We start from the raw sequence: 17,791 nt of genomic DNA on the forward strand, positions 1-17,791 counted from the left end.
GGAGACAGCGATGACTGCATCGACCGCCCCATCAACGGCCCCATCAGCGGCCGCCTCCACCGGCACCTTTCCCGTCAAAATCCATTGGGAATCCGAAGGCACAAGCCGGATCCCCTTCATGGCCTACACCGACCCGGACCAGCACAAGAAAGAGCTGGAGCGCTTTTTCTACAACAAACACTGGAACTACGTCGGCCTTGACGCCGAGATCCCCAACGCCGGTGACTTCAAGCGCACGGTGATCGGCGAGCGTTCGGTGATCATGGTGCGCGATGCCGACGGCGGCGTCAGCGTTGTCGAAAACGTCTGTGCCCACCGCGGCATGCAGTTCTGCCGGGAACGCCACGGCAACAAAAAAGAGTTTGTGTGCCCTTATCACCAGTGGAGCTACACACTGAAGGGCGATCTGCAGGGCGTGCCGTTTCGCCGCGGCGTCAAGCAGAACGGCAAGGTCAACGGCGGTATGCCCGCGGACTTCAAGACCGCCGACCACGGCCTCAACAAGCTGAAGGTCGCCACGCGCGGCGGCGTGGTATTTGCCAGCTTCGACCACGGCATCGAATCCCTCGAGGACTTCCTTGGGCCGGTCATCCTCGGCTATTTCGACCGTCTCTTCGACGGCCGCAAGCTGAAAATCCTGGGCTACAACCGGCAGCGCATCCCGGGCAACTGGAAGCTGATGCAGGAGAACATCAAGGACCCCTACCACCCCGGGCTGCTGCACACCTGGTTTGTCACCTTCGGCCTCTGGCGCGCCGACAACAAGTCCGAGCTGAAGATGGATGCGCGCCACCGCCATGCCGCGATGATCTCCACGCGCGGCCAGTCGGGCAAGGCCGACGAGGTCACCCAGGTGTCCAGCTTCAAAGAGAGCATGAAGCTCAACGATCCACGGTTTCTTGACATCGTGCCCGAGCCCTGGTGGGGCGGCCCGACCGCGGTGATGATGACGCTGTTCCCCAGCGTCATCCTGCAGCAGCAGGTCAACAGCGTATCCACGCGCCACATCCAGCCCGACGGCCACGGTTCCTTCGATTTCGTCTGGACGCACTTCGGCTTTGAGGACGACACGCAAGAGATGACGCAACGCCGGCTGCGCCAGGCCAACCTGTTCGGCCCGGCCGGCTTTGTGTCGGCCGACGACGGCGAGGTGATTGAGTTCTCACAGCAGGGTTTCGAGCAGAAGCCCTACCACCGCACCCTGGCCGAACTCGGCGGGCGCACGGTCGAAGACACCGACCACATGGTCACCGAGACATTGATACGCGGCATGTACCAGTACTGGCGCGAAGTGATGGAGGCCGAAGCATGACCACCGTCGTCGCCGTCAATTTCGAAGACTATCAACAAATCGCACAGCTGTATGCCGACTACGCCCAGGCGGTCGACTCGGGCAACTGGGATTTGTGGCCCGAGTTCTTCACCGAGGACTGCCTCTACAAGCTGATCCCGCGGGAGAACCATGAACGCGGCTTTCCACTGGCAACCCTGCTTTTTGAAAGCAAGGGCATGCTGAAAGACCGTGTCTATGGCATCCGCGAGACCTTGTTCCATGACCCCTACTACCAGCGCCACGTCGTCGGCGCGCCGCTGATTCGCGCGGCCGGCGGCAACCGCTTTGAGTCGGAAGCCAACTACGCGGTCTTTCGCACCAAGCTGTCACAGGAGTCGACGGTCTTCAATGTCGGCCGCTACATCGACGTGATCGTGCGCACGCCAGAAGGCCTGAAGTTCGCTTCGCGGTACTGCGTATACGACAGCGAAATGATCCCCAATTCCATCATCTACCCCATCTAAATCATGAGCAACGCCAGCTGGATTGAGGCCACCGAAGAAGACGGTGTTCCCGAAGACGACGTGATCGGGCTGCAGGTCGGCGGCCGCGACGTGGCCTTCTACAAGGTCGAAGGCAGCATCTTCGCCACCGACAACATCTGTACCCACGGGCATGCCCGCCTGTGCGACGGCTTTCTTGACGGCTATGAAATTGAATGCCCGCTGCACCAGGGAAAGTTCGACGTGCGCAATGGCCGCGGCACCTGCGCACCAATCACGCAGGACGTTCGCAGCTACCCCGTGCGCATCGAAGGCGGGCGCGTCTTCGTACAGATTTCTGACTGAACCCGCAGCTTCACCTTTTCACCCTTTTCATTACCCCCTACAGAGGAGACAACCCACCATGAACACAACTTCCAAGACGCCCTCCAAGACACCATTTCACCGCAGCGCACTGATCGCCGCAGCCGGGCTCGCACTGGCCGGCGCCAGCCAGTTCAGCGCCGCCGCCACCATCGGCTTCATGGCCCCCTTGTCCGGCCCACAGGCCATCGTCGGGCAGGACCAGGTCGACGGCTTCATGCTGGCGGTCGAGCAATTGGGCGGCAAGCTTGGCGGGCAGGCCGCCACGGTGCTGAAGGAAGATGACCAGCTCAAGCCTGAAATCGGCAGCCAGATCGTGCGCAAATTCATCGACAAGGACAAGGTCGATGCCATCGTGGGCCTCAGTTTTTCCAATGTGCTGATGGCCAGCCTGCCGCGCATCGCCGAGTCGGGCACCGTGGCCATCGCCACGAACGCCGGCCCATCGCCGCTGGCCGGCGCGGGTTGCAAGGCCAATGTGTTTTCCGCTGCGTGGCAGAACGACGGCGCCGCCGAAGCCATGGGCAAGCTCGCCCAGGACAAGGGCCTGAAAAAAGTCTACCTGATGGCACCCAATTACCAGGCCGGCAAAGACATGCTGGCCGGCTTCAAGCGCTACTTCAAGGGCCAGGTCGTGGACGAGGTTTACACGCAGGTGAACCAGCCCGACTATTCCGCCGAACTCGCGCAGTTGCAGGCCGCCGCGCCCGATGCGGTGTTTGTGTTCTACCCAGGCGGCATGGGCGTCAACTTCATCAAGCAGATGAGCCAGGCCGGCCTGATGGCCAAAGTGCCGCTGTATTCCGTCTTCACCGTCGATGGCACGACCCTGCCGGGCCTGCGCGACGCGGCCCTTGGCAGCATCAGCGGCGCGATGTGGGACGCGGCGCTTGACACGCCGGAGAACAAAAAATTCGTTACCGACTTCGAACGCAAGTACAAACGCACGCCCAGCGCGTACGCGGCGACGGCCTACGACGCGGCCAATATCCTGAACATCGCCCTGGGCAAGGCCAAGGCCGGCGATTCCAAGGCACTCGCCGCAGCGGTCAAGGCGGCCGGCAGCGAGTTCAAGTCGGTGCGCGGCCCATTCGCGTTCAACAACAACAACCTGCCGGTGCAGAACTACTATGCGTTCGAAACCGTCAAGAGCGGTGGCAATGTCGTCGGAAAGCTCATCGCAACCCCCTTGCCCAAGCAGAGCGATGCCTACCACGCGCAGTGCGCGTTAAAGTGACATGAACGGCACGATCGTTTTCGCTCAGCTGCTCAACGGCCTGCAGTACGGCGTCCTGCTGTTTTTGCTGGCGGCAGGCCTGACGCTGGTCTTCGGCATCATGAGCTTCGTCAACCTGGCGCACGGCTCGCTTTACATGATGGGCGCGTACTTCGCGGCCACGGCCTTCCAGTACACCGGCTCCTTCGGGCTGGCTTTGCTGGCGGCCATGCTGGGTTCGCTGCTCCTGGGTCTGGCGCTGGAGTTCGTCGCGGTCGCGCGCCTCTACCGTCGCGACCATCTCGACCATGTGCTGGCCACCTTCGGCCTGGTCCTGTTCTTCAATGAAGGGGTGCGCATTATCTGGGGCCCGCAGCCGGTATTTTTGCAAGTGCCGGAGTTCCTGAGCGGCGCCATTCCCATCGCCGGCTTCAGCTACCCGGCCTACCGGTTCGCCATCATCGTCGTCGGACTGGTGGTTGCGCTGGGTTCCTGGTTGCTGATCAACAAGACCCGCGTGGGTATGCTGATCCGGGCCGGCGCGGTGAACCCCGCGATGGTCGCCGCGCTCGGCGTCAATATCCGCCTGCTCAACGCCATGCTGTTTGCGGTCGGCGCCATGCTCGCGGGCCTTGCCGGCGCGATGGCCGGGCCTATCCTGTCGGTGCAGTCCGGCATGGGCGAGTCGGTGCTCATCACGACGCTGGTCGTCATCGTGATCGGCGGCATCGGCTCGGTTACGGGCGCCTTTTATGCCGCGCTGATCGTCGGCATCGTCGACACCCTGGGCCGCGCATTTTTACCCTTCCTGCTGCGGCAGGTCACCGAGCGCTCGCTCGCCGACGCGGCCGGCCCGGCGCTGGCCTCCATGCTGGTCTATCTGCTGATGGCGGTGGTCCTGGCCTGGCGACCGCAAGGCCTCTTTCCCGCCAACAGGTGAAACCATGACCCCACTTCTTTCACGCCCCAGCGCCTGGGTTCCCTTGGGGGTCCTGCTGTTGCTGGCGACCGTGCCATTCGTCGCGCAGGCCACCGGCCAGCCGTTTTACGTCGCGTTCTTCGCGCGCATCATCATCTACGCGATTGCCGCCTGCGCCCTGAACATGGCGCTGGGTTACGGCGGGCTGGTGAGTTTCGGCCATTCGCTGTTTCTCGGGCTGGGAGGGTATGCCGTCGGCCTGGCCTCTTTCCATGGCATCGGCAACGGCTGGATGCACCTGGCGCTGTGCCTGGGCATGTGCGGCCTGGTCGCCCTGGTCACAGGCGCCATCAGCCTGCGCACCACCGGCATCGCCTTCATCATGATCACGCTGGCCTTCGCGCAGATGGGCTACTTCCTGTTCGTGAGCTTGAAGAACTATGGCGGCGATGACGGCATGTCCATCGCCCAGCCCAGCCGTTTCGGCCCGCTCGACCTGTCGTCCGCGACCAGCGTCTACGTCGTGGCCTTCGTCGTCCTGGTCCTGTCGATCTGGTGGCTGGCCAGGCTGCGCGCCGCGCCCTTCGGCATGGTGATCCGCGGCGCCAGGCAGAACACACGCCGCGTCAACGCCGCCGGCATCCCGGTGCTGCGCTACCAGCTGCTGGCCTATGTGATGTCGGGAATGTTGTGCGGTGTGGCCGGCCTGCTGCTGGCCAACCTCAACGCCTTCGCCTCGCCCAGCACGCTGGCCTGGTCGGTCTCGGGCGAGCTGATCGTCATCGTGGTAATCGGTGGTCTGGGGACAGTGTTCGGCCCCTTGATGGGGGCACTGGTTTTCCTCGGCCTGGAAGAAATCCTGAAAGGATTTACCGAGCACTGGATGGTCATCTTCGGCCCCTTCATCGTCATCGTCACGCTCCTGGGAAACCGCGGCATCATCGGGCTGCTGCAGCGCTTGGATGCCCGGGAAAAGCCGGCCCCAAAAGCCGCTTCATCGGTCGCTGTGGCGACGGATGCCGCGCAAGGAGCCCTGTAATGGCCAGCATTCTTCGCACAGAATCCCTCACCAAACGCTATGGCGCGGTGCTGGTCACCGACGCGGTCTCGCTGGATATTCGCGAAGGCGAACTGCACGCCATCATCGGGCCCAACGGCGCGGGCAAGACCACGCTGATCAACCAGTTGTCGGGCGAACTCGCACCGAACAGCGGCCGCGTCTGGTTCAACGGCGCGGATGTGTCCGCCTTGCCCATCCATGAACGCGCGAAGCTTGGTTTGTTGCGCTCCTACCAGATCACCTCGATCTTCGAGGACTTCAGCGTGCTGGAGAACGCCACATTCGCGGCGCTTGGCTCACGCCAGCATGCCTTCAAGTTCTGGACGCCGATGCTGGCGGACAAGAAAGCACGCAAGTTCGCCGAAGAAGCGCTAGCAGCCACCGGCCTTGCGCATCGCCTCCATGTTGCGGCGGCCGATCTGGGGTATGGCGAGCGCAGGCAGCTGGAGCTGGCCATGAGCCTGGCCGCCGGGCCCAAATTTCTGCTGCTGGATGAGCCCATGGCAGGCATGAGCGTCCAGGAATCCGCCGCCGTCATCGCACTGCTGAAAAGCCTTAAACGGCTGTACGCCATCCTGCTGGTCGAGCACGACATGGATGCGGTGTTCGCGCTGGCGGACCGTATCAGCGTGCTGGTCTACGGCAGGATTTTGTTCACCGGTACGCCCGAGGAAATCCGCAAGCACCCGGAAGTGCGGGCGGTGTACCTCGGTGAAGAAGCTGAAGCATGAAGCGGACAAGGAAAAAGCCATGACGCCATTTTTATCCGTCCAAGGCCTGCAGGCTTCTTACGGCCACGCACAGGTGCTGTTTGACATCTCCTTCGATGTCGGCCCTGGTGAGGTTGTGACCCTGCTGGGACGCAACGGCATGGGCCGCTCCACCACGGTCAAATGTTTGTTCGGCATGCTGCCCATAGCCGCCGGCAGCGTGTCGGTGGCCGGTGCCCGCGTAGACCATTTACCTTCGCACCGCATCGCGCGCCAGGGCCTGGCGCTGGTGCCCGAAGGCCGGCAGGTGTTTCCCAACCTGACGGTCGAGGAGAACCTGGTGGCGACCGCCCGCGACGACAACAAGAGCCATGGAAAGCCCTGGGGCCTGGGCCGTGTCTACGCCTTTTTTCCACGATTGAAAGAGCGCCGCGGCAATTTGGGATCGCAGCTGTCGGGCGGTGAGCAGCAGATGCTGGCCATCGGCCGCGCGCTGATGACCAACCCGCGGCTGCTGGTGCTCGACGAGGCAACAGAAGGCCTGGCTCCTGTGATTCGAAACGAAATCTGGCGCGCCCTTGCTGAGTTGAAGGAGGAGGGCCTGTCGCAGATCGTCATCGATAAAAACGTGAAAGCGCTGATGGGACTGGCCGATAGGCACTTTGTGATTGAAAAAGGCTGCGTGGTCTGGCAAGGCACTTCGGATGAGTTGCGCGGACAGCCTGAAATCGTTCACCAATACCTGGGCGTCTGAACCGATCTGTGAGGCCCTTGCCGCAAGTTCGGCGCTCGAACTTATTGCTTGAGGACTAGGCTGCGTTGGCCAGCGTCAATGGGCCTGCGTAAACGCGGCAAGGTAGTACGACATCTCGGGGTTTAACCCATTTGAATTACTTTGCTTTGGTGATGTACTGGCTGAAGTAATAAAGGAGACTAAATGGCTCTCAATTTCACGCACCTCAAGACCACCATGGCTGCACTTCTGATCTCGGCCTTGCCGATGTCCAGCCACGCCATCGACCTCGTCTTCGGACAGGTCGCTTCACAGACCAACCCGACATCGGCCGCGAACGCCAAAGGCATGGCGGCGGGTATCCAGGCCTATTTCGACAAGGTCAACGCGGGCACTACCCTGCAGGGCAACAAGCTCAAGCTGGTCACGCTTGATGACGGCCTGCAGGCCCCAAAGATGATGGAGCTGACCCAGCAACTTATCGGCGATCCGGCGGTGGTAGGGCTGTTGGGCTTTCTCAACAGCGCCGGACTCGCCGAAATCGCCAAGCAGGACTTGGCGGGCAAGAACGGCATCGCGCTGATTGCGCCGCTGCAGGGCGATAAAAATGTGATCTCCGCCAGCAATGTGTTTCCCCTGCGCAGCGGCTATGCGGATGAAGTTGCCAGCCTGCTCAAGGAAGCCAAGACTTGGGGCAAGGACTCGCTGGCCATCGTCAATATGAGCGTCGCTTTCGGCCCACCCCTGGCTCAGCTGACGACCCAGCTCAGCGGCCCACAGGGCGTCAAAATCGCGACGCAGCAGGTGCTTGACGCCGCGCCCGACAAGCTGGATGCGAGTGTCCGCGCAGCCGTCGCCGCCATCACAGAGATCCGCCCCAAGGGCATTATTTTGCTGGCTGCGGGAAAGCCCGCATTTGAATTCGTCAAGGCTGTTCGCGAGGTCCCTGGAGGGTCGGTGCAGATCTACGGCCTGTCGGTGCTGCTGCACGACGGCCTGGTCAATGCCACCGGCAAGGACAAGGCACGCGGCATCGTGTTGAGCCAGGCGGTGCCTTTCCCCTTCGTTCCTTCCAAGCCGGTCATCACCGAATATCAAGCTGACATGAAGAAGTACGCGCCGGGCGAGGCCCTGTCTTTCTCAAGCCTCGAAGGCTACATGGGCGCCAAGATCGCTGCGGAAGCCGTCCGGCGTGCGGGCAAGACGCCGACCCGCGCCGGCGTGCTGCAAGCCTTGTCCAATCTGGGCGAATACAACCTGGGAGGTGTCTTTGTCAACTACACCGCCAACCAGCGGACCGGCTGGGGTGGTGTGGATCTCTCCATCATCAATTCCGGCGGCAACCTTCAAAAGTAGGTTGGAAAACTGCGATCGCCGTTCAAAGCGACGGAAGGCGAAGCCGCACTCGCGTTTCCGCAGGCGCTCGTGCTGCGCTACGGAGTTTTGAGCCCGAACATCGACGCCTGCCGTCTGTTGCGGAGAACCGTGGAAAGTGGTTTCCAGCCGCGTTGCATGCGCTGAAATCGCGACCGAATTCTTCCCGGATATAGGTGACACATCCTTCAAGGAGCCCGGATTCACAGCCCGTGAGCGTGTCACCCTGCGACCGTCGCTGGACGTGAATGGACTTCGCGAAGCGAAGTTACGCGGCCACGTTCCGGCGATTCACGCTTTGTAGTTGCCCCTCGCCAAGCTTCGCGCCGCACGCTGGCCTGTACCCATCGCTCTCAGCGTGTCCCCTGCGTCCTGCATTGTGAATATTCACGCTCAAGCAATGTACCGAATTAGTTCTCTCCAAACCTGTCGCGAGAACTGGAGGCGGACACGAGCGCAAAGATTTTCCGTCAATGAGCGGTGCTGTGCGTTGTTGACCGCGATGACGAAAGCCGACGAGTAAAAGGATTAATCACCTGTGGGAACCAACAGGGAAATTAAGCTACCCGTTCAACTCAAACCTCTGTTTAATTCGATCCGAAGACTGCAAAGAACGTTACAGGTTCGTGGTTCCAGGCTTTGTACGAGCCGGAATATTCATCGGCTTGAATTGCCGTCCTGATGATGATTTTTTCGGGATTTCAAAAAAACACTGTGTTACCCGGAAGCCCCGGCCCGACTGGGTTTTCTCACACACCTGGAAGGCTTTTCTATGTCTAACGGCATGACACTCTCCGCTCCTCAGAACCTGGGGAGCAATACCATCTTGACCGCGCCTCCATCAAAAATTTATATTGTGATGGGGCAGGTGGCAGTGCCGGAAAATGGCCACAACAACATAGCAACCATGTACTTGTCGACCGGCACTGGACCCACTCCGGACACGCTGCGGACGGTTGCGTCGGTTCAATTTTATAAAAATAAAAATGACTACATTACGCTGAACAGTGCAACGATGCCGGTGCCAATCAATCAAACCTGTGATTGGACTCTCAGTATGGCTGGTGACGGTGTTACGTCAAACCCGCAAGTGTTCTACTTCGAAGTAACCTTTCCCAGCGGCGTTGCTCCTCCCTCTTCCTTTGCTTCGGGCAGCGGCGCCAACAATCTGGCTCCTTGCATAAACGGTGGTGCCTGGACTGCGCCTGGGGATGGCTTTTTGGTGGGATACATAACAGGCAACTCTGGTATTACGCAGATGATCGCCAAGATCAAGGCGCCGACAGGGTCATCCGGAAATATCGCGGCCGCATCCGAGATCTATGGAACCGATGTCTATATGGGCAGCAATTCATTTTGCTTGCCGGTGTGTTCCAGCTCGGTGATCGAGGTGAGTTGGCAAGACTATCAAGGGGGCGGCAATACCGCCGGAGCGAATGCCGCTTTGTTCTGGCTGGGCTTTAACAATACCGTTTTTCAAGGTGGCTATACACCGCTATCAACTGGACTTGCTTATCAAGCGGCAAACGATTTGTTTGTCATCGGCAATGTAGCTTCTGCCGGACCAGCTGACGGAAACATGAAGATGTGGGGGAGCTTTGGCCCGTCACCGGAAGCGATGACGCAGTATGTTGGCTCCTCGGTGAACTGGGGAAAAAATCGTTGGCTGGCATACAACTCCTTTTTAATGCCAGTGCCCAAAGGCAATTGGTATCGCGTGGATCAGCAAGTAAGAGGCGGGAATCCCACACCTGGGGCAACGGCTTTTATGCTGCCCGTAATACCCCGCTAGTGATGCCTGGCTGGTGATGCTTATCCAGCCGTTCGTTCGCCCATCCGCTTATTCGCCCACGTCATCACTTTGGAGATTGCTTTGTTCAAACAACAAGATCCCTATTCCTTCACGCAGTACCTCTCTTTGTACCTGGACAAGACGCCGATCGGCATACTTTCACTCGAGTACACGGTAGCGCTATACAACGACGTTCTGGTATCAACAACCAGTTTCGTCAGCCAGCCAACAAATCAGCAGTTTCTTCTTACATGTACCCAACGTGTTTTGTTGAAAAACGTCTCAAATTCGAAAATGAATCCGGATCCGGTGAGTGATCCATCATTGGAACAATTCGAGGACTACCCTGCACTGGTTTCTTCGTCCGTGGAGGTCCGGGGAACGACAGAAGGCCTGACCCTCAATCTTCTGGATTACTCGCCGCAGACCGTGAATACGGCGGTTCAACAAAGTCAATCCCTGGCCGACACGAGCGGAAAAGCGACATCGGTTACTTCAACAACGGGGTCGTCATATTCGCAATCCACTACCTACGGAACTTCCGTCTCGGTGTCAGCCGCCAGCAGTGGCGACGGATCTGCCAGCTACGCGCGCGATCACAGCAGAACAACCACCTCTACATCGGATAAGTCGAACTCATCGGGGAGCGATGCCTCGGTGTCGAACGAGGCCTCCAATTCAGCATCAATGAGCATCAAAGACTGGGGATCCTATGCCGTCATTGACCCCAGCGCTGACTGTCCGACGTGGGTCTTCGGACAGGAATATCCGTGGAACGCCATCGAATGCCGTTATGCAATGTCCGGCAAAAACAACCCCAGCAACGACAATCAGGTTGAGATGTATATCTCGTCCACGATGCAGTCTCAACTGTATGACGGTTCGTTTCTATATCCGCCAAGTGAGTTGTCATATTTCGGGCTCAACTTTGTCATGAAGTCCCAATGGCGCGTCTATATTGACTATACGGCGTCGACCGAAATCATCGTCAATAGCCCTGTGGACTATTACTCAGCAAGTCATGCTCTGGAGGATGCCGGCCAGCCGGACGCCAATGGGGATGAAATCTACGTCCCAAAGGTATACATGGACTCCACTTCAAGAGCTTTGCAGGCCCTTGACGCATCAGGCGCCTACGTAACTCCCTCGGTGACGATTGACCTCAATGTCATGGGCTTGGATCCAATTGGAAAAAATAGCGACACTGCCATCGTCGGGTTTTTGCCAAATAAGTTCATCCCGCCGGTGACGCCTCCTTCACCAGCCTCCTCGGTGAAACTGCCCGCGGACTTCAAGATAATTTCATCCACCAATGATTTGATGGTTCTCGATACAGGGGATGAGTCTGGTTTTTCCGTATCGCAAACCAGCATCACCGCTGATTGGGATGCCGGCTCTCAAGAGCCGTACGAAATCACGCTTTATTTTAAAGTTCTGGATTGGGTGGATGAATACACGCTTTATATAAAACAATGGAAAACAAGTTCCACTGGGGTCATGCTTTCGTTCGTTTTCAATGGTGACGCAAGCAATGTAGTCACGAAGTATGTTGACGCATACGAGGGAGAAGGTGGCGAAGGTAATCTCCTGAAACTCGCACTTCGTGACCTTGACTTCTCGTCCATTGAATACCACGACTATCTGCAGCTTGGCCTGAATTCAGTAGCGATCGCGATGACACCCATGAGTCTGGATGGGTGTGGTTATCAGATCAGAGCGTTGTCCGTCCAAAAGAGTTAAGCGCCTTGAAAAACCCGCTACGAAAGATTTCCTGTGCCTAAAAGGAACCTGGAAGAGCTTCAGGATGGAGAGGCCCCTTACGGTGACATGCAGTCCTCCGAAGAGTTGGAGGGCGGAGAGGATCTATCCGGAGGTATGAGGCTCCGATCAGGGCGCTTGAAGGATCCGACGGCTCTGGTCAAAAAGAAATGGAGCGGTCGACGTGGAGATTTGCGGTATCCGGAGCAAAAAGTGCGTTCTCTGGTTGCTCGCAGGAATATGACCGATGCGGACACCGAGCGAATTGCTGATGCCACAATTCGGGGCCAAGCCGGTTCCCGATACTACATGCACCTTGCCAGACCTATCGGTACCCAGAACTTATCCCTGGAAGAATCACCGGTGCAGTCTAATAAAAAAGGAAAATTATCCTTAAAAAAGGTACCCAAAAAAGTGCATGCCAACCAGGTTTTTTCTCTCAAGAACAAAAATGTTTCCCGCGATCATATTTTGGCGGATAGCAATGTCCGCAATATCGTGACCGAGATATACAAGTTCATGAAAAAATCAGGAGCGGAGAAAATTCCCATGTCGGTGGCGCGCTTCGTTCATGCAATGACGGCAGGTGATGGATATAAATCTGTTATCCAGCGAATGAAAATTGATTTTTCCAGAAAAGGCCAAGCAAATTTTGCGGGAGTGGCTGATGAGCTTTCTCACGGAAGAGGCAACCTGTTTTTTGGTGATGCCAGGGTAAATGGGAATATCCTGCACGGATTGGATGTCCCCTTGGAGCGGGGCAGGCCAACAAGAGCGGCTGCGAAAATTATGGATGCGACCAATGGTCTCGGTCACGAGGAGGTGGTTCCGAGAGAGATGATTTTCGACGCACTCTCACCCACCGGATCTGCGTCCACAGGCTTGGCCCTCAGCTCCTCTGGCGGCCCATTCCATCCATCGCACCGTTTCAATACTCCTTCCCGCCGGCCTCCCCTTGGAAGTACAGGAAGGCCTCGCAGTTTGAGCATGTCAGATCTCGCGGGGGCTGAAGGTGAGGGCGCTGCCCGGCTTGCTATATTTTTTCTGGCGTAGCGTAGCGTGGTATGGCAGGGATGTGCGATGTTCGGGCGCTTGAAGTTGCATCACGTTCCGCATAGGGGGAAACTGCCACGCATTGGTATCCGGCTTGTAACAGTGCTGGCCCTTGGCGCTCCCTCTTAGCGGCGCTCTTTCAGCGCCGTGTGCAGGTAGTCGTAGAACATCTTCGCCGGCGCGCGCAAGGTCGTTCCGCGCAAGGTGGTGAGCCCCAGGACACGCGACACCGCCGGCGCGACCAGCGCCACGCCGACCATCGACGGATGCCGTTTCGGCAAGGCCAGGCGCGGTACGGCCGCAAGCCCCAGCCCCGCCTCGACCATGCCGAGCAGCGTCGCGATGTGGCTCACCTCGAGGCGGTACGAGGGGTTGATGCCGGCCTTGGCCAGCGCGTCGTCCAGCAGTTGCCGGTTGCCGCTGGTGCGCGAGACCGCGATCAGGCGCTCGGTTTCCAGGTTCTTCCACGACAGCGTCTTGCGCCCGGCGAGCGGATGGTGACGCGGCATGGCCACCACGAAAGGGTCGGTGTGAATGGGCTCGAAGTCCACGCCGGGCACCTGGTTGCCCATGAAGCTGATGCCGAAGTCCGACTCGCCCGACACCACGCTGGCCATCACCGCGCCGGCGGCTTCGTCGATCACGCGGACGCGGATCAGCGGGTAGCGCTCCGAGAACGAACTCACCACCGAGGGCAGGAAATGGATGGCCGCGGAGGGTACGCAGGCAACCGTGACCCGGCCGGTGCGGCTGCCGGCGATGTCGGTGATGCCGAGCATGGCGGACTCGAGGTCGTCCATCGCGGCGCGTGCGCGATCGAGAAAAACCTGACCGAGGGGCGTCAGTTCGACCTCACGCGTGGTCCGGTTGAAAAGCCGGGCGCCCAGGATGGTCTCGAGTTTGTCGATGCGCCGGCTTAAAGCGGGTGGCGAAAGGTGGATGTGGTCGGCCGCCGCGCGGAAGCTCCCGCGCTCGGCCACCGCCACGAAGGCCTCGAGTTGCTGCAAATCGAAATTGATGCGTGCCATGCACCAATACTAGCAAAAGTTGCACTTCACGGATTCCCTGCACGCATTGATGATTCGGTAACCAGAACATCCACAGGAGACATCCATGCTGCCCAAACACCCCGTCCGGACTTTGCTGATGCTGAGCTTGCTGCCGCTGGCGGCCGGTTCCTCCATGGCGGCGACCGGTCCAGCGACGTCCCAGAACTGGCCCGAAAAAGCGATCACCATCGTGGTGCCGACCTCCGCCGGCGGCGCCAATGATGCGATGGCGCGTGTCCTGGCCCAGGGACTCAGCAGCCGGCTCGGCAAGCCGGTCATTGTGGACAACCGGGCCGGCGCGAACGGCGCAATTGCCAGCGAGTTCGTGGCCCGCGCCGCGCCGGATGGCTATACCTTGATGTTCGGCTATATCGCCACCCACGGCATCAACCCGGCCCTGCAAAAACTACGCTACAACCCGGTCACCGATTTTGAACCCATTGGCATGGTGGCGGCTTCTCCGACGGTGCTGGTCGTCAACCCGGAAGTGCCGGCCAAGACCGCCAAGGAACTGGTGCAGCTCATCAAGGCCAAACCCGACAGCTTCAGTTTCGCGACGGCGGGGAACGGCACCGCGCCGCATATCGCCGGCGAGCTTTTCAAGCTCTCCGCCGGGCTGGACGTGATCGGGATTCCCCACAAAGGCTCGGCGCCCGCCGTGATGAGCACCATCTCCGGCATCACGCAGTACATGTTTCCCAGCTTGTTCACCGCCTACCCGCAAATCAAGGGCGGCAAGCTCAAGCCGCTGGGCATCGCCGGCGACAAGCGATCGCCCATCTTGCCTGACGTCCCGACGCTGGCCGAACAGGGCATTCCCAACGTCAGCATGTCTCAGTGGTATGCCATGTTCGCTCCCGCCAAAACCCCCAAGGCGGTGGTGGACCGGCTGAACCAGGAGATCAACCGCGTGCTGGCCGAAAAATCCGTGCAGAAATTCATCGAAGACCAGGGGGCCGAGGTCGAAACCAGCACGCCAGCGCAGCTCAAAACCCTGGTGCAAAAGGAAGTCACGCGCTGGAAGGGCGTTGTGGCGGCTGCAAAAATCAAGCTCGATTGAGCGGCGCAAGATCTGCTGAAAGGAGTGCATGCGCATGAATCTGCAAAACTGGACAGGCCGCAGCGAAACGGTGGAAGACCTCGTCACCGCGACGCCCTGTGCGGCACTGGCCGCCACGCTGGACTGGCCCGCTTCCGCCGGGCCGCAGCGTCCCGCAGCCGGCACCCCGTTGCCTTACCTGTGGCATTGGCTGTATTTTCTGCCTCTGCACCCGCAATCGGACATCGGGCCCGATGGCCACGCCAAACGCGGCGGCTTCCTGCCGCCCGTACCGCTGCCGCGCCGCATGTGGGCCGGCAGCGATTTCGAGTTCCATGAGCCCTTGCGGGTCGGAGACGCGCTGCAGCGCACGTCCACGATTGCCGGAATCACCGAGAAATCGGGCCGCAGCGGAAACCTGGTTTTCGTGAAGGTGCGCCACGAGCTTCGCCGCAACGGCTCCGCGGACGTGGCGTTGACCGAGCACCACAACATCGTCTACCGCGCGGCGCCGACGCCGGCCGACGTGGCCCCGCCGCCGCAGGCCGCGCCCGCCGAATTTGCCTGGGTGCGCCGCATGGTCGCCGACGACGTGCTGCTGTTCCGCTACTCGGCCCTCACGTTCAACGGGCACCGAATCCACTACGACCGCAAGTACGTCACCGAGGTCGAGGGCTACCCGGGCCTCATCGTGCACGGCCCGCTGATCGCCACGCTGCTCATGGACCTGCTGCGCCGGCACATGCCCGACGCCGCGGTGCGCAAATTTGAGTTCAAGGCGGTCCGGCCCACTTTCGACGTCAACCCGTTCTCGATTCACGGCCAGCCTTCAGCCGACGGCAAAAGCGTGCGCCTGTGGGGACGCGACCACGAAGGCTGGCTCACGATGGATGCCACCGCCACGCTGGGCTGAGGAAACGCCATGCAACCACTCAAGGGAATCACCGTCGTCACGCTCGAACACGCCATCGCGGCGCCCTTCGCCACACGGCAACTGGCCGACATGGGCGCGCGTGTCATCAAGGTCGAGCGCCCCGGCGTGGGTGATTTCGCGCGGGCCTACGACAGCCGCGTGCGGGGCTTGGCGTCACACTTCGTCTGGACCAACCGCTCCAAGGAAAGCCTGACGCTGGACGTCAAGCATGAGGAGGCGCGGAAGATCCTCATGCGCCTGATCCTCGAGGAGGCCGACGTCGTGGTGCAGAACCTCGCGCCAGGCGCCGCCGCGCGGCTCGGCCTGTCGTACGAAGCCTTGGCCAGGCGCAAGCCCGGCATCATCGTCTGCGATATCTCGGGCTATGGCGACGACGGCCCCTACCGCGACAAAAAGGCCTATGACCTGCTGATCCAGAGCGAGGCCGGTTTCGTCTCGGTGACCGGCACGCCCGACACGCCGTCCAAGGCCGGCCCGTCCATCGCCGACATCGCCGCCGGCATGTATGCGTACACCAACATCCTGGGCGCGCTCATGCACCGTCAGCAGACCGGCGAAGGCCAGCGCATCGACATCTCGATGCTCGAGTCGCTGTCGGAGTGGATGAGCTACCCGCTCTACTACGCCTTCGAAGGCGCGGCGCCGCCCCAGCGCACGGGCGCCAGCCACGCGACGATTTACCCCTACGGCCCGTTCCTGGCCGGTGACGGCAAGACCGTGATGATGGGCCTGCAGAACGAACGCGAGTGGAAGGTGTTCTGCGAAAAGGTGCTGCTGCAGTCAGCGCTCGCCAGCGACCCGCGTTTTGCCGGCAATGCCCAGCGCAGCGCCGCCCGGGGCGAGCTCTCCTCGCTCATCGTCGAAGCCTTCAGCGCCCTGAGCGCCGCGCAGGTCGTCGAGCGGCTGGAAAGCGCCGGCATCGCCAACGCGCAGGTCAACACCATGGGCGAGCTGTGGAAACATCCGCAACTCGAAGCCCGCGCGCGCTGGCGTGAAATCGATACACCGGCGGGCGCCGTGCCCGCCATGCTGCCGCCCGGTTCCTGGCAACACGGCGCCCCGCGCATGGACGCTGTGCCTGCGCTGGGCCAACACACCGACGCGATCCTGAACCACTTCGGCTACGGCACCGAACAGATCGCCCAGTTGCGCGCGGAAGGCGCCGTATGAGCATGCCGCCCGCCGCGCCGCTGAGCTACCTGTTCGTGCCGGGCAACGTGCCCGAGCGATTCGCGAAGGCCTTGGCCTCGGGTGCGGACCGCGTCATCATCGACCTGGAAGACGCGGTCTCGCCCTCCGGAAAGGCTGCCGCGCGCGAAGCCATCGCGGCGTGGATGTCCTCCGCCAACGAAGAGATTCGTGGAAAACTGCTGATCCGCATCAACGACGCGAGCACGGGCTGGTACAAGGACGACCTGCAGCTCCTGCGGCAGGTGCGGGCCGCCTGCGTCATGATTCCGAAATGCGAAAGCAGGCGGCAGCTTGCCGACGTTCTGGGTCCGCTCGGTGTGGGCGCCACCGCCTTGCCGCTGGTCGAAACAGCGCGTGGCCTGCTGGCCGCCCTCGACCTTGCCACCGCACCAGGCATCGCGCGCCTGGCCTTTGGCTCGCTCGACTACATGGCCGACCTCGACATTCCCACCGACAGCCCGGCGCTGCAGCACGCCGCGATCCAGCTTGCCGTTGCGTCACGCGCCGCGGGTTTGCCCCCGCCCGTGGCCGGCGTCACGCCCGACATCGACGCGGACCGCGTTGCAGCCGACATGGCGCAGGCACGCCGCCTCGGCTTCGGCGCCAAGATGTGCATACACCCCGCGCAGGTTGCCGCGGTGCATCGCGCGTTGCGGCCCGGCGCCGAAGAGCAGGCCTGGGCACAACGCGTCCTGATCGCCTCGCGCGCGGCCGGCGGTGGCGCCATCCAGCTCGACGGGAAGATGGTCGATCGCCCGGTGATCCTCAAAGCCGAGCGCATCCTGGCCCTGGCCGCACGCATCCCCTGATTTTTCACAAGATAC

The 17,791-nt window shown here is 60.8% G+C and carries 17 protein-coding genes and 1 pseudogene; 17 read left to right on the forward strand and 1 reads right to left on the reverse strand.

Going from position 1 to position 17,791, the window contains the following annotated elements; all coding sequences use genetic code 11:
* Nucleotides 1–10: 10 nt before the first annotated feature.
* From AC1D1F_RS14520 to AC1D1F_RS14580, 13 genes and pseudogenes are all read left to right on the forward strand, one after another.
* Nucleotides 11–1,312, forward strand: a complete 1,302-nt coding sequence (locus AC1D1F_RS14520) for an aromatic ring-hydroxylating dioxygenase subunit alpha (RefSeq protein ID WP_477696457.1) — start codon at nt 11–13, stop codon at nt 1,310–1,312.
* Nucleotides 1,309–1,797 (forward strand): aromatic-ring-hydroxylating dioxygenase subunit beta, encoded by a 489-nt coding sequence (locus AC1D1F_RS14525; RefSeq protein ID WP_477696458.1) that lies wholly within the window; start codon nt 1,309–1,311, stop codon nt 1,795–1,797. The genes AC1D1F_RS14520 and AC1D1F_RS14525 overlap by 4 nt, the downstream gene beginning before the upstream one ends.
* A 3-nt stretch (nt 1,798–1,800) precedes the next feature.
* On the forward strand, nt 1,801–2,121 hold the full coding sequence (locus AC1D1F_RS14530; RefSeq protein WP_477677297.1) for a non-heme iron oxygenase ferredoxin subunit: 321 nt from the start codon (nt 1,801–1,803) through the stop codon (nt 2,119–2,121).
* A 58-nt stretch (nt 2,122–2,179) separates the two neighbouring features.
* On the forward strand, nt 2,180–3,376 hold the full coding sequence (locus AC1D1F_RS14535) for an ABC transporter substrate-binding protein (protein WP_477677296.1): 1,197 nt from the start codon (nt 2,180–2,182) through the stop codon (nt 3,374–3,376).
* Nucleotide 3,377: 1 nt separating this feature from the next.
* Nucleotides 3,378–4,295: a branched-chain amino acid ABC transporter permease gene (locus AC1D1F_RS14540; protein WP_477696460.1), complete on the forward strand. Its 918-nt coding sequence runs from the start codon at nt 3,378–3,380 to the stop codon at nt 4,293–4,295.
* Nucleotides 4,296–4,299: 4 nt separating this feature from the next.
* Nucleotides 4,300–5,313 (forward strand): branched-chain amino acid ABC transporter permease, encoded by a 1,014-nt coding sequence (locus tag AC1D1F_RS14545; RefSeq protein ID WP_477677294.1) that lies wholly within the window; start codon nt 4,300–4,302, stop codon nt 5,311–5,313.
* Between the two features lie 68 nt (nt 5,314–5,381).
* Nucleotides 5,382–5,828 (forward strand): annotated as a pseudogene (locus AC1D1F_RS14550) (ATP-binding cassette domain-containing protein); the annotation flags it as partial.
* Nucleotides 5,829–5,927: 99 nt separating this feature from the next.
* Entirely contained in the window at nt 5,928–6,065 is a 138-nt protein-coding gene (locus AC1D1F_RS14555) for an ABC transporter ATP-binding protein C-terminal domain-containing protein (protein ID WP_477655466.1), read from the forward strand.
* 19 nt (nt 6,066–6,084) lie between these two features.
* Nucleotides 6,085–6,798 (forward strand): ABC transporter ATP-binding protein, encoded by a 714-nt coding sequence (locus AC1D1F_RS14560; protein ID WP_477677293.1) that lies wholly within the window; start codon nt 6,085–6,087, stop codon nt 6,796–6,798.
* Between the two features lie 183 nt (nt 6,799–6,981).
* Nucleotides 6,982–8,133 carry an ABC transporter substrate-binding protein gene (locus AC1D1F_RS14565; RefSeq protein WP_477677292.1) on the forward strand — a complete coding sequence of 384 codons (1,152 nt, stop codon included), beginning with the start codon at nt 6,982–6,984 and terminating at the stop codon, nt 8,131–8,133.
* Between the two features lie 802 nt (nt 8,134–8,935).
* Complete coding sequence (locus AC1D1F_RS14570) at nt 8,936–9,943, forward strand: hypothetical protein (RefSeq protein ID WP_477700760.1); 1,008 nt, start codon at nt 8,936–8,938, stop codon at nt 9,941–9,943.
* A gap of 81 nt (nt 9,944–10,024) precedes the next feature.
* Nucleotides 10,025–11,683, forward strand: coding sequence for a hypothetical protein (locus AC1D1F_RS14575; protein ID WP_477678999.1), 1,659 nt, complete (start codon nt 10,025–10,027; stop codon nt 11,681–11,683).
* Nucleotides 11,684–11,839: 156 nt separating this feature from the next.
* Nucleotides 11,840–12,754: a hypothetical protein gene (locus AC1D1F_RS14580; RefSeq protein WP_477700761.1), complete on the forward strand. Its 915-nt coding sequence runs from the start codon at nt 11,840–11,842 to the stop codon at nt 12,752–12,754.
* Between the two features lie 125 nt (nt 12,755–12,879).
* Here the strand turns inward: AC1D1F_RS14580 and AC1D1F_RS14585 are convergent, their stop codons facing one another.
* Nucleotides 12,880–13,782, reverse strand: a complete 903-nt coding sequence (locus tag AC1D1F_RS14585; protein WP_477677093.1) for a LysR substrate-binding domain-containing protein — start codon at nt 13,780–13,782, stop codon at nt 12,880–12,882.
* A gap of 85 nt (nt 13,783–13,867) precedes the next feature.
* On the opposite strand from AC1D1F_RS14585, the gene AC1D1F_RS14590 reads away from it, so the two are divergent.
* The 4 genes from AC1D1F_RS14590 to AC1D1F_RS14605 are packed head-to-tail and all read left to right on the forward strand — an operon-like array spanning nt 13,868 to nt 17,776.
* Complete coding sequence (locus tag AC1D1F_RS14590; protein WP_477677094.1) at nt 13,868–14,863, forward strand: Bug family tripartite tricarboxylate transporter substrate binding protein; 996 nt, start codon at nt 13,868–13,870, stop codon at nt 14,861–14,863.
* A gap of 34 nt (nt 14,864–14,897) precedes the next feature.
* Entirely contained in the window at nt 14,898–15,755 is an 858-nt protein-coding gene (locus AC1D1F_RS14595) for an HTD2 family dehydratase (RefSeq protein WP_477677095.1), read from the forward strand.
* Nucleotides 15,756–15,764: 9 nt separating this feature from the next.
* Nucleotides 15,765–16,946 (forward strand): CaiB/BaiF CoA transferase family protein, encoded by a 1,182-nt coding sequence (locus tag AC1D1F_RS14600; RefSeq protein WP_477677096.1) that lies wholly within the window; start codon nt 15,765–15,767, stop codon nt 16,944–16,946.
* A complete protein-coding gene (locus AC1D1F_RS14605; protein ID WP_477677097.1) occupies nt 16,943–17,776 on the forward strand; it encodes an HpcH/HpaI aldolase/citrate lyase family protein in 834 nt (277 codons plus the stop codon). The genes AC1D1F_RS14600 and AC1D1F_RS14605 overlap by 4 nt, the downstream gene beginning before the upstream one ends.
* The last annotated feature ends 15 nt before the right edge of the window (nt 17,777–17,791 follow it).

The organism is Polaromonas sp. P1_H6 (assembly GCF_056405195.1).

What these genes read in the sequence shown, in the direction of transcription:
- AC1D1F_RS14520 (WP_477696457.1), top strand. Translation starts at nt 11, where the DNA reads ATGACTGCATCGACCGCCCCATCAACGGCCCCATCAGCGGCCGCCTCC.
- AC1D1F_RS14525 (WP_477696458.1), top strand. Translation starts at nt 1,309, where the DNA reads ATGACCACCGTCGTCGCCGTCAATTTCGAAGACTATCAACAAATCGCA.
- AC1D1F_RS14530 (WP_477677297.1), top strand. Translation starts at nt 1,801, where the DNA reads ATGAGCAACGCCAGCTGGATTGAGGCCACCGAAGAAGACGGTGTTCCC.
- AC1D1F_RS14535 (WP_477677296.1), top strand. Translation starts at nt 2,180, where the DNA reads ATGAACACAACTTCCAAGACGCCCTCCAAGACACCATTTCACCGCAGC.
- AC1D1F_RS14540 (WP_477696460.1), top strand. Translation starts at nt 3,378, where the DNA reads ATGAACGGCACGATCGTTTTCGCTCAGCTGCTCAACGGCCTGCAGTAC.
- AC1D1F_RS14545 (WP_477677294.1), top strand. Translation starts at nt 4,300, where the DNA reads ATGACCCCACTTCTTTCACGCCCCAGCGCCTGGGTTCCCTTGGGGGTC.
- AC1D1F_RS14555 (WP_477655466.1), top strand. Translation starts at nt 5,928, where the DNA reads ATGGATGCGGTGTTCGCGCTGGCGGACCGTATCAGCGTGCTGGTCTAC.
- AC1D1F_RS14560 (WP_477677293.1), top strand. Translation starts at nt 6,085, where the DNA reads ATGACGCCATTTTTATCCGTCCAAGGCCTGCAGGCTTCTTACGGCCAC.
- AC1D1F_RS14565 (WP_477677292.1), top strand. Translation starts at nt 6,982, where the DNA reads ATGGCTCTCAATTTCACGCACCTCAAGACCACCATGGCTGCACTTCTG.
- AC1D1F_RS14570 (WP_477700760.1), top strand. Translation starts at nt 8,936, where the DNA reads ATGACACTCTCCGCTCCTCAGAACCTGGGGAGCAATACCATCTTGACC.
- AC1D1F_RS14585 (WP_477677093.1), bottom strand. Translation starts at nt 13,782, where the DNA reads ATGGCACGCATCAATTTCGATTTGCAGCAACTCGAGGCCTTCGTGGCG.
- AC1D1F_RS14590 (WP_477677094.1), top strand. Translation starts at nt 13,868, where the DNA reads ATGCTGCCCAAACACCCCGTCCGGACTTTGCTGATGCTGAGCTTGCTG.
- AC1D1F_RS14595 (WP_477677095.1), top strand. Translation starts at nt 14,898, where the DNA reads ATGAATCTGCAAAACTGGACAGGCCGCAGCGAAACGGTGGAAGACCTC.
- AC1D1F_RS14600 (WP_477677096.1), top strand. Translation starts at nt 15,765, where the DNA reads ATGCAACCACTCAAGGGAATCACCGTCGTCACGCTCGAACACGCCATC.
- AC1D1F_RS14605 (WP_477677097.1), top strand. Translation starts at nt 16,943, where the DNA reads ATGAGCATGCCGCCCGCCGCGCCGCTGAGCTACCTGTTCGTGCCGGGC.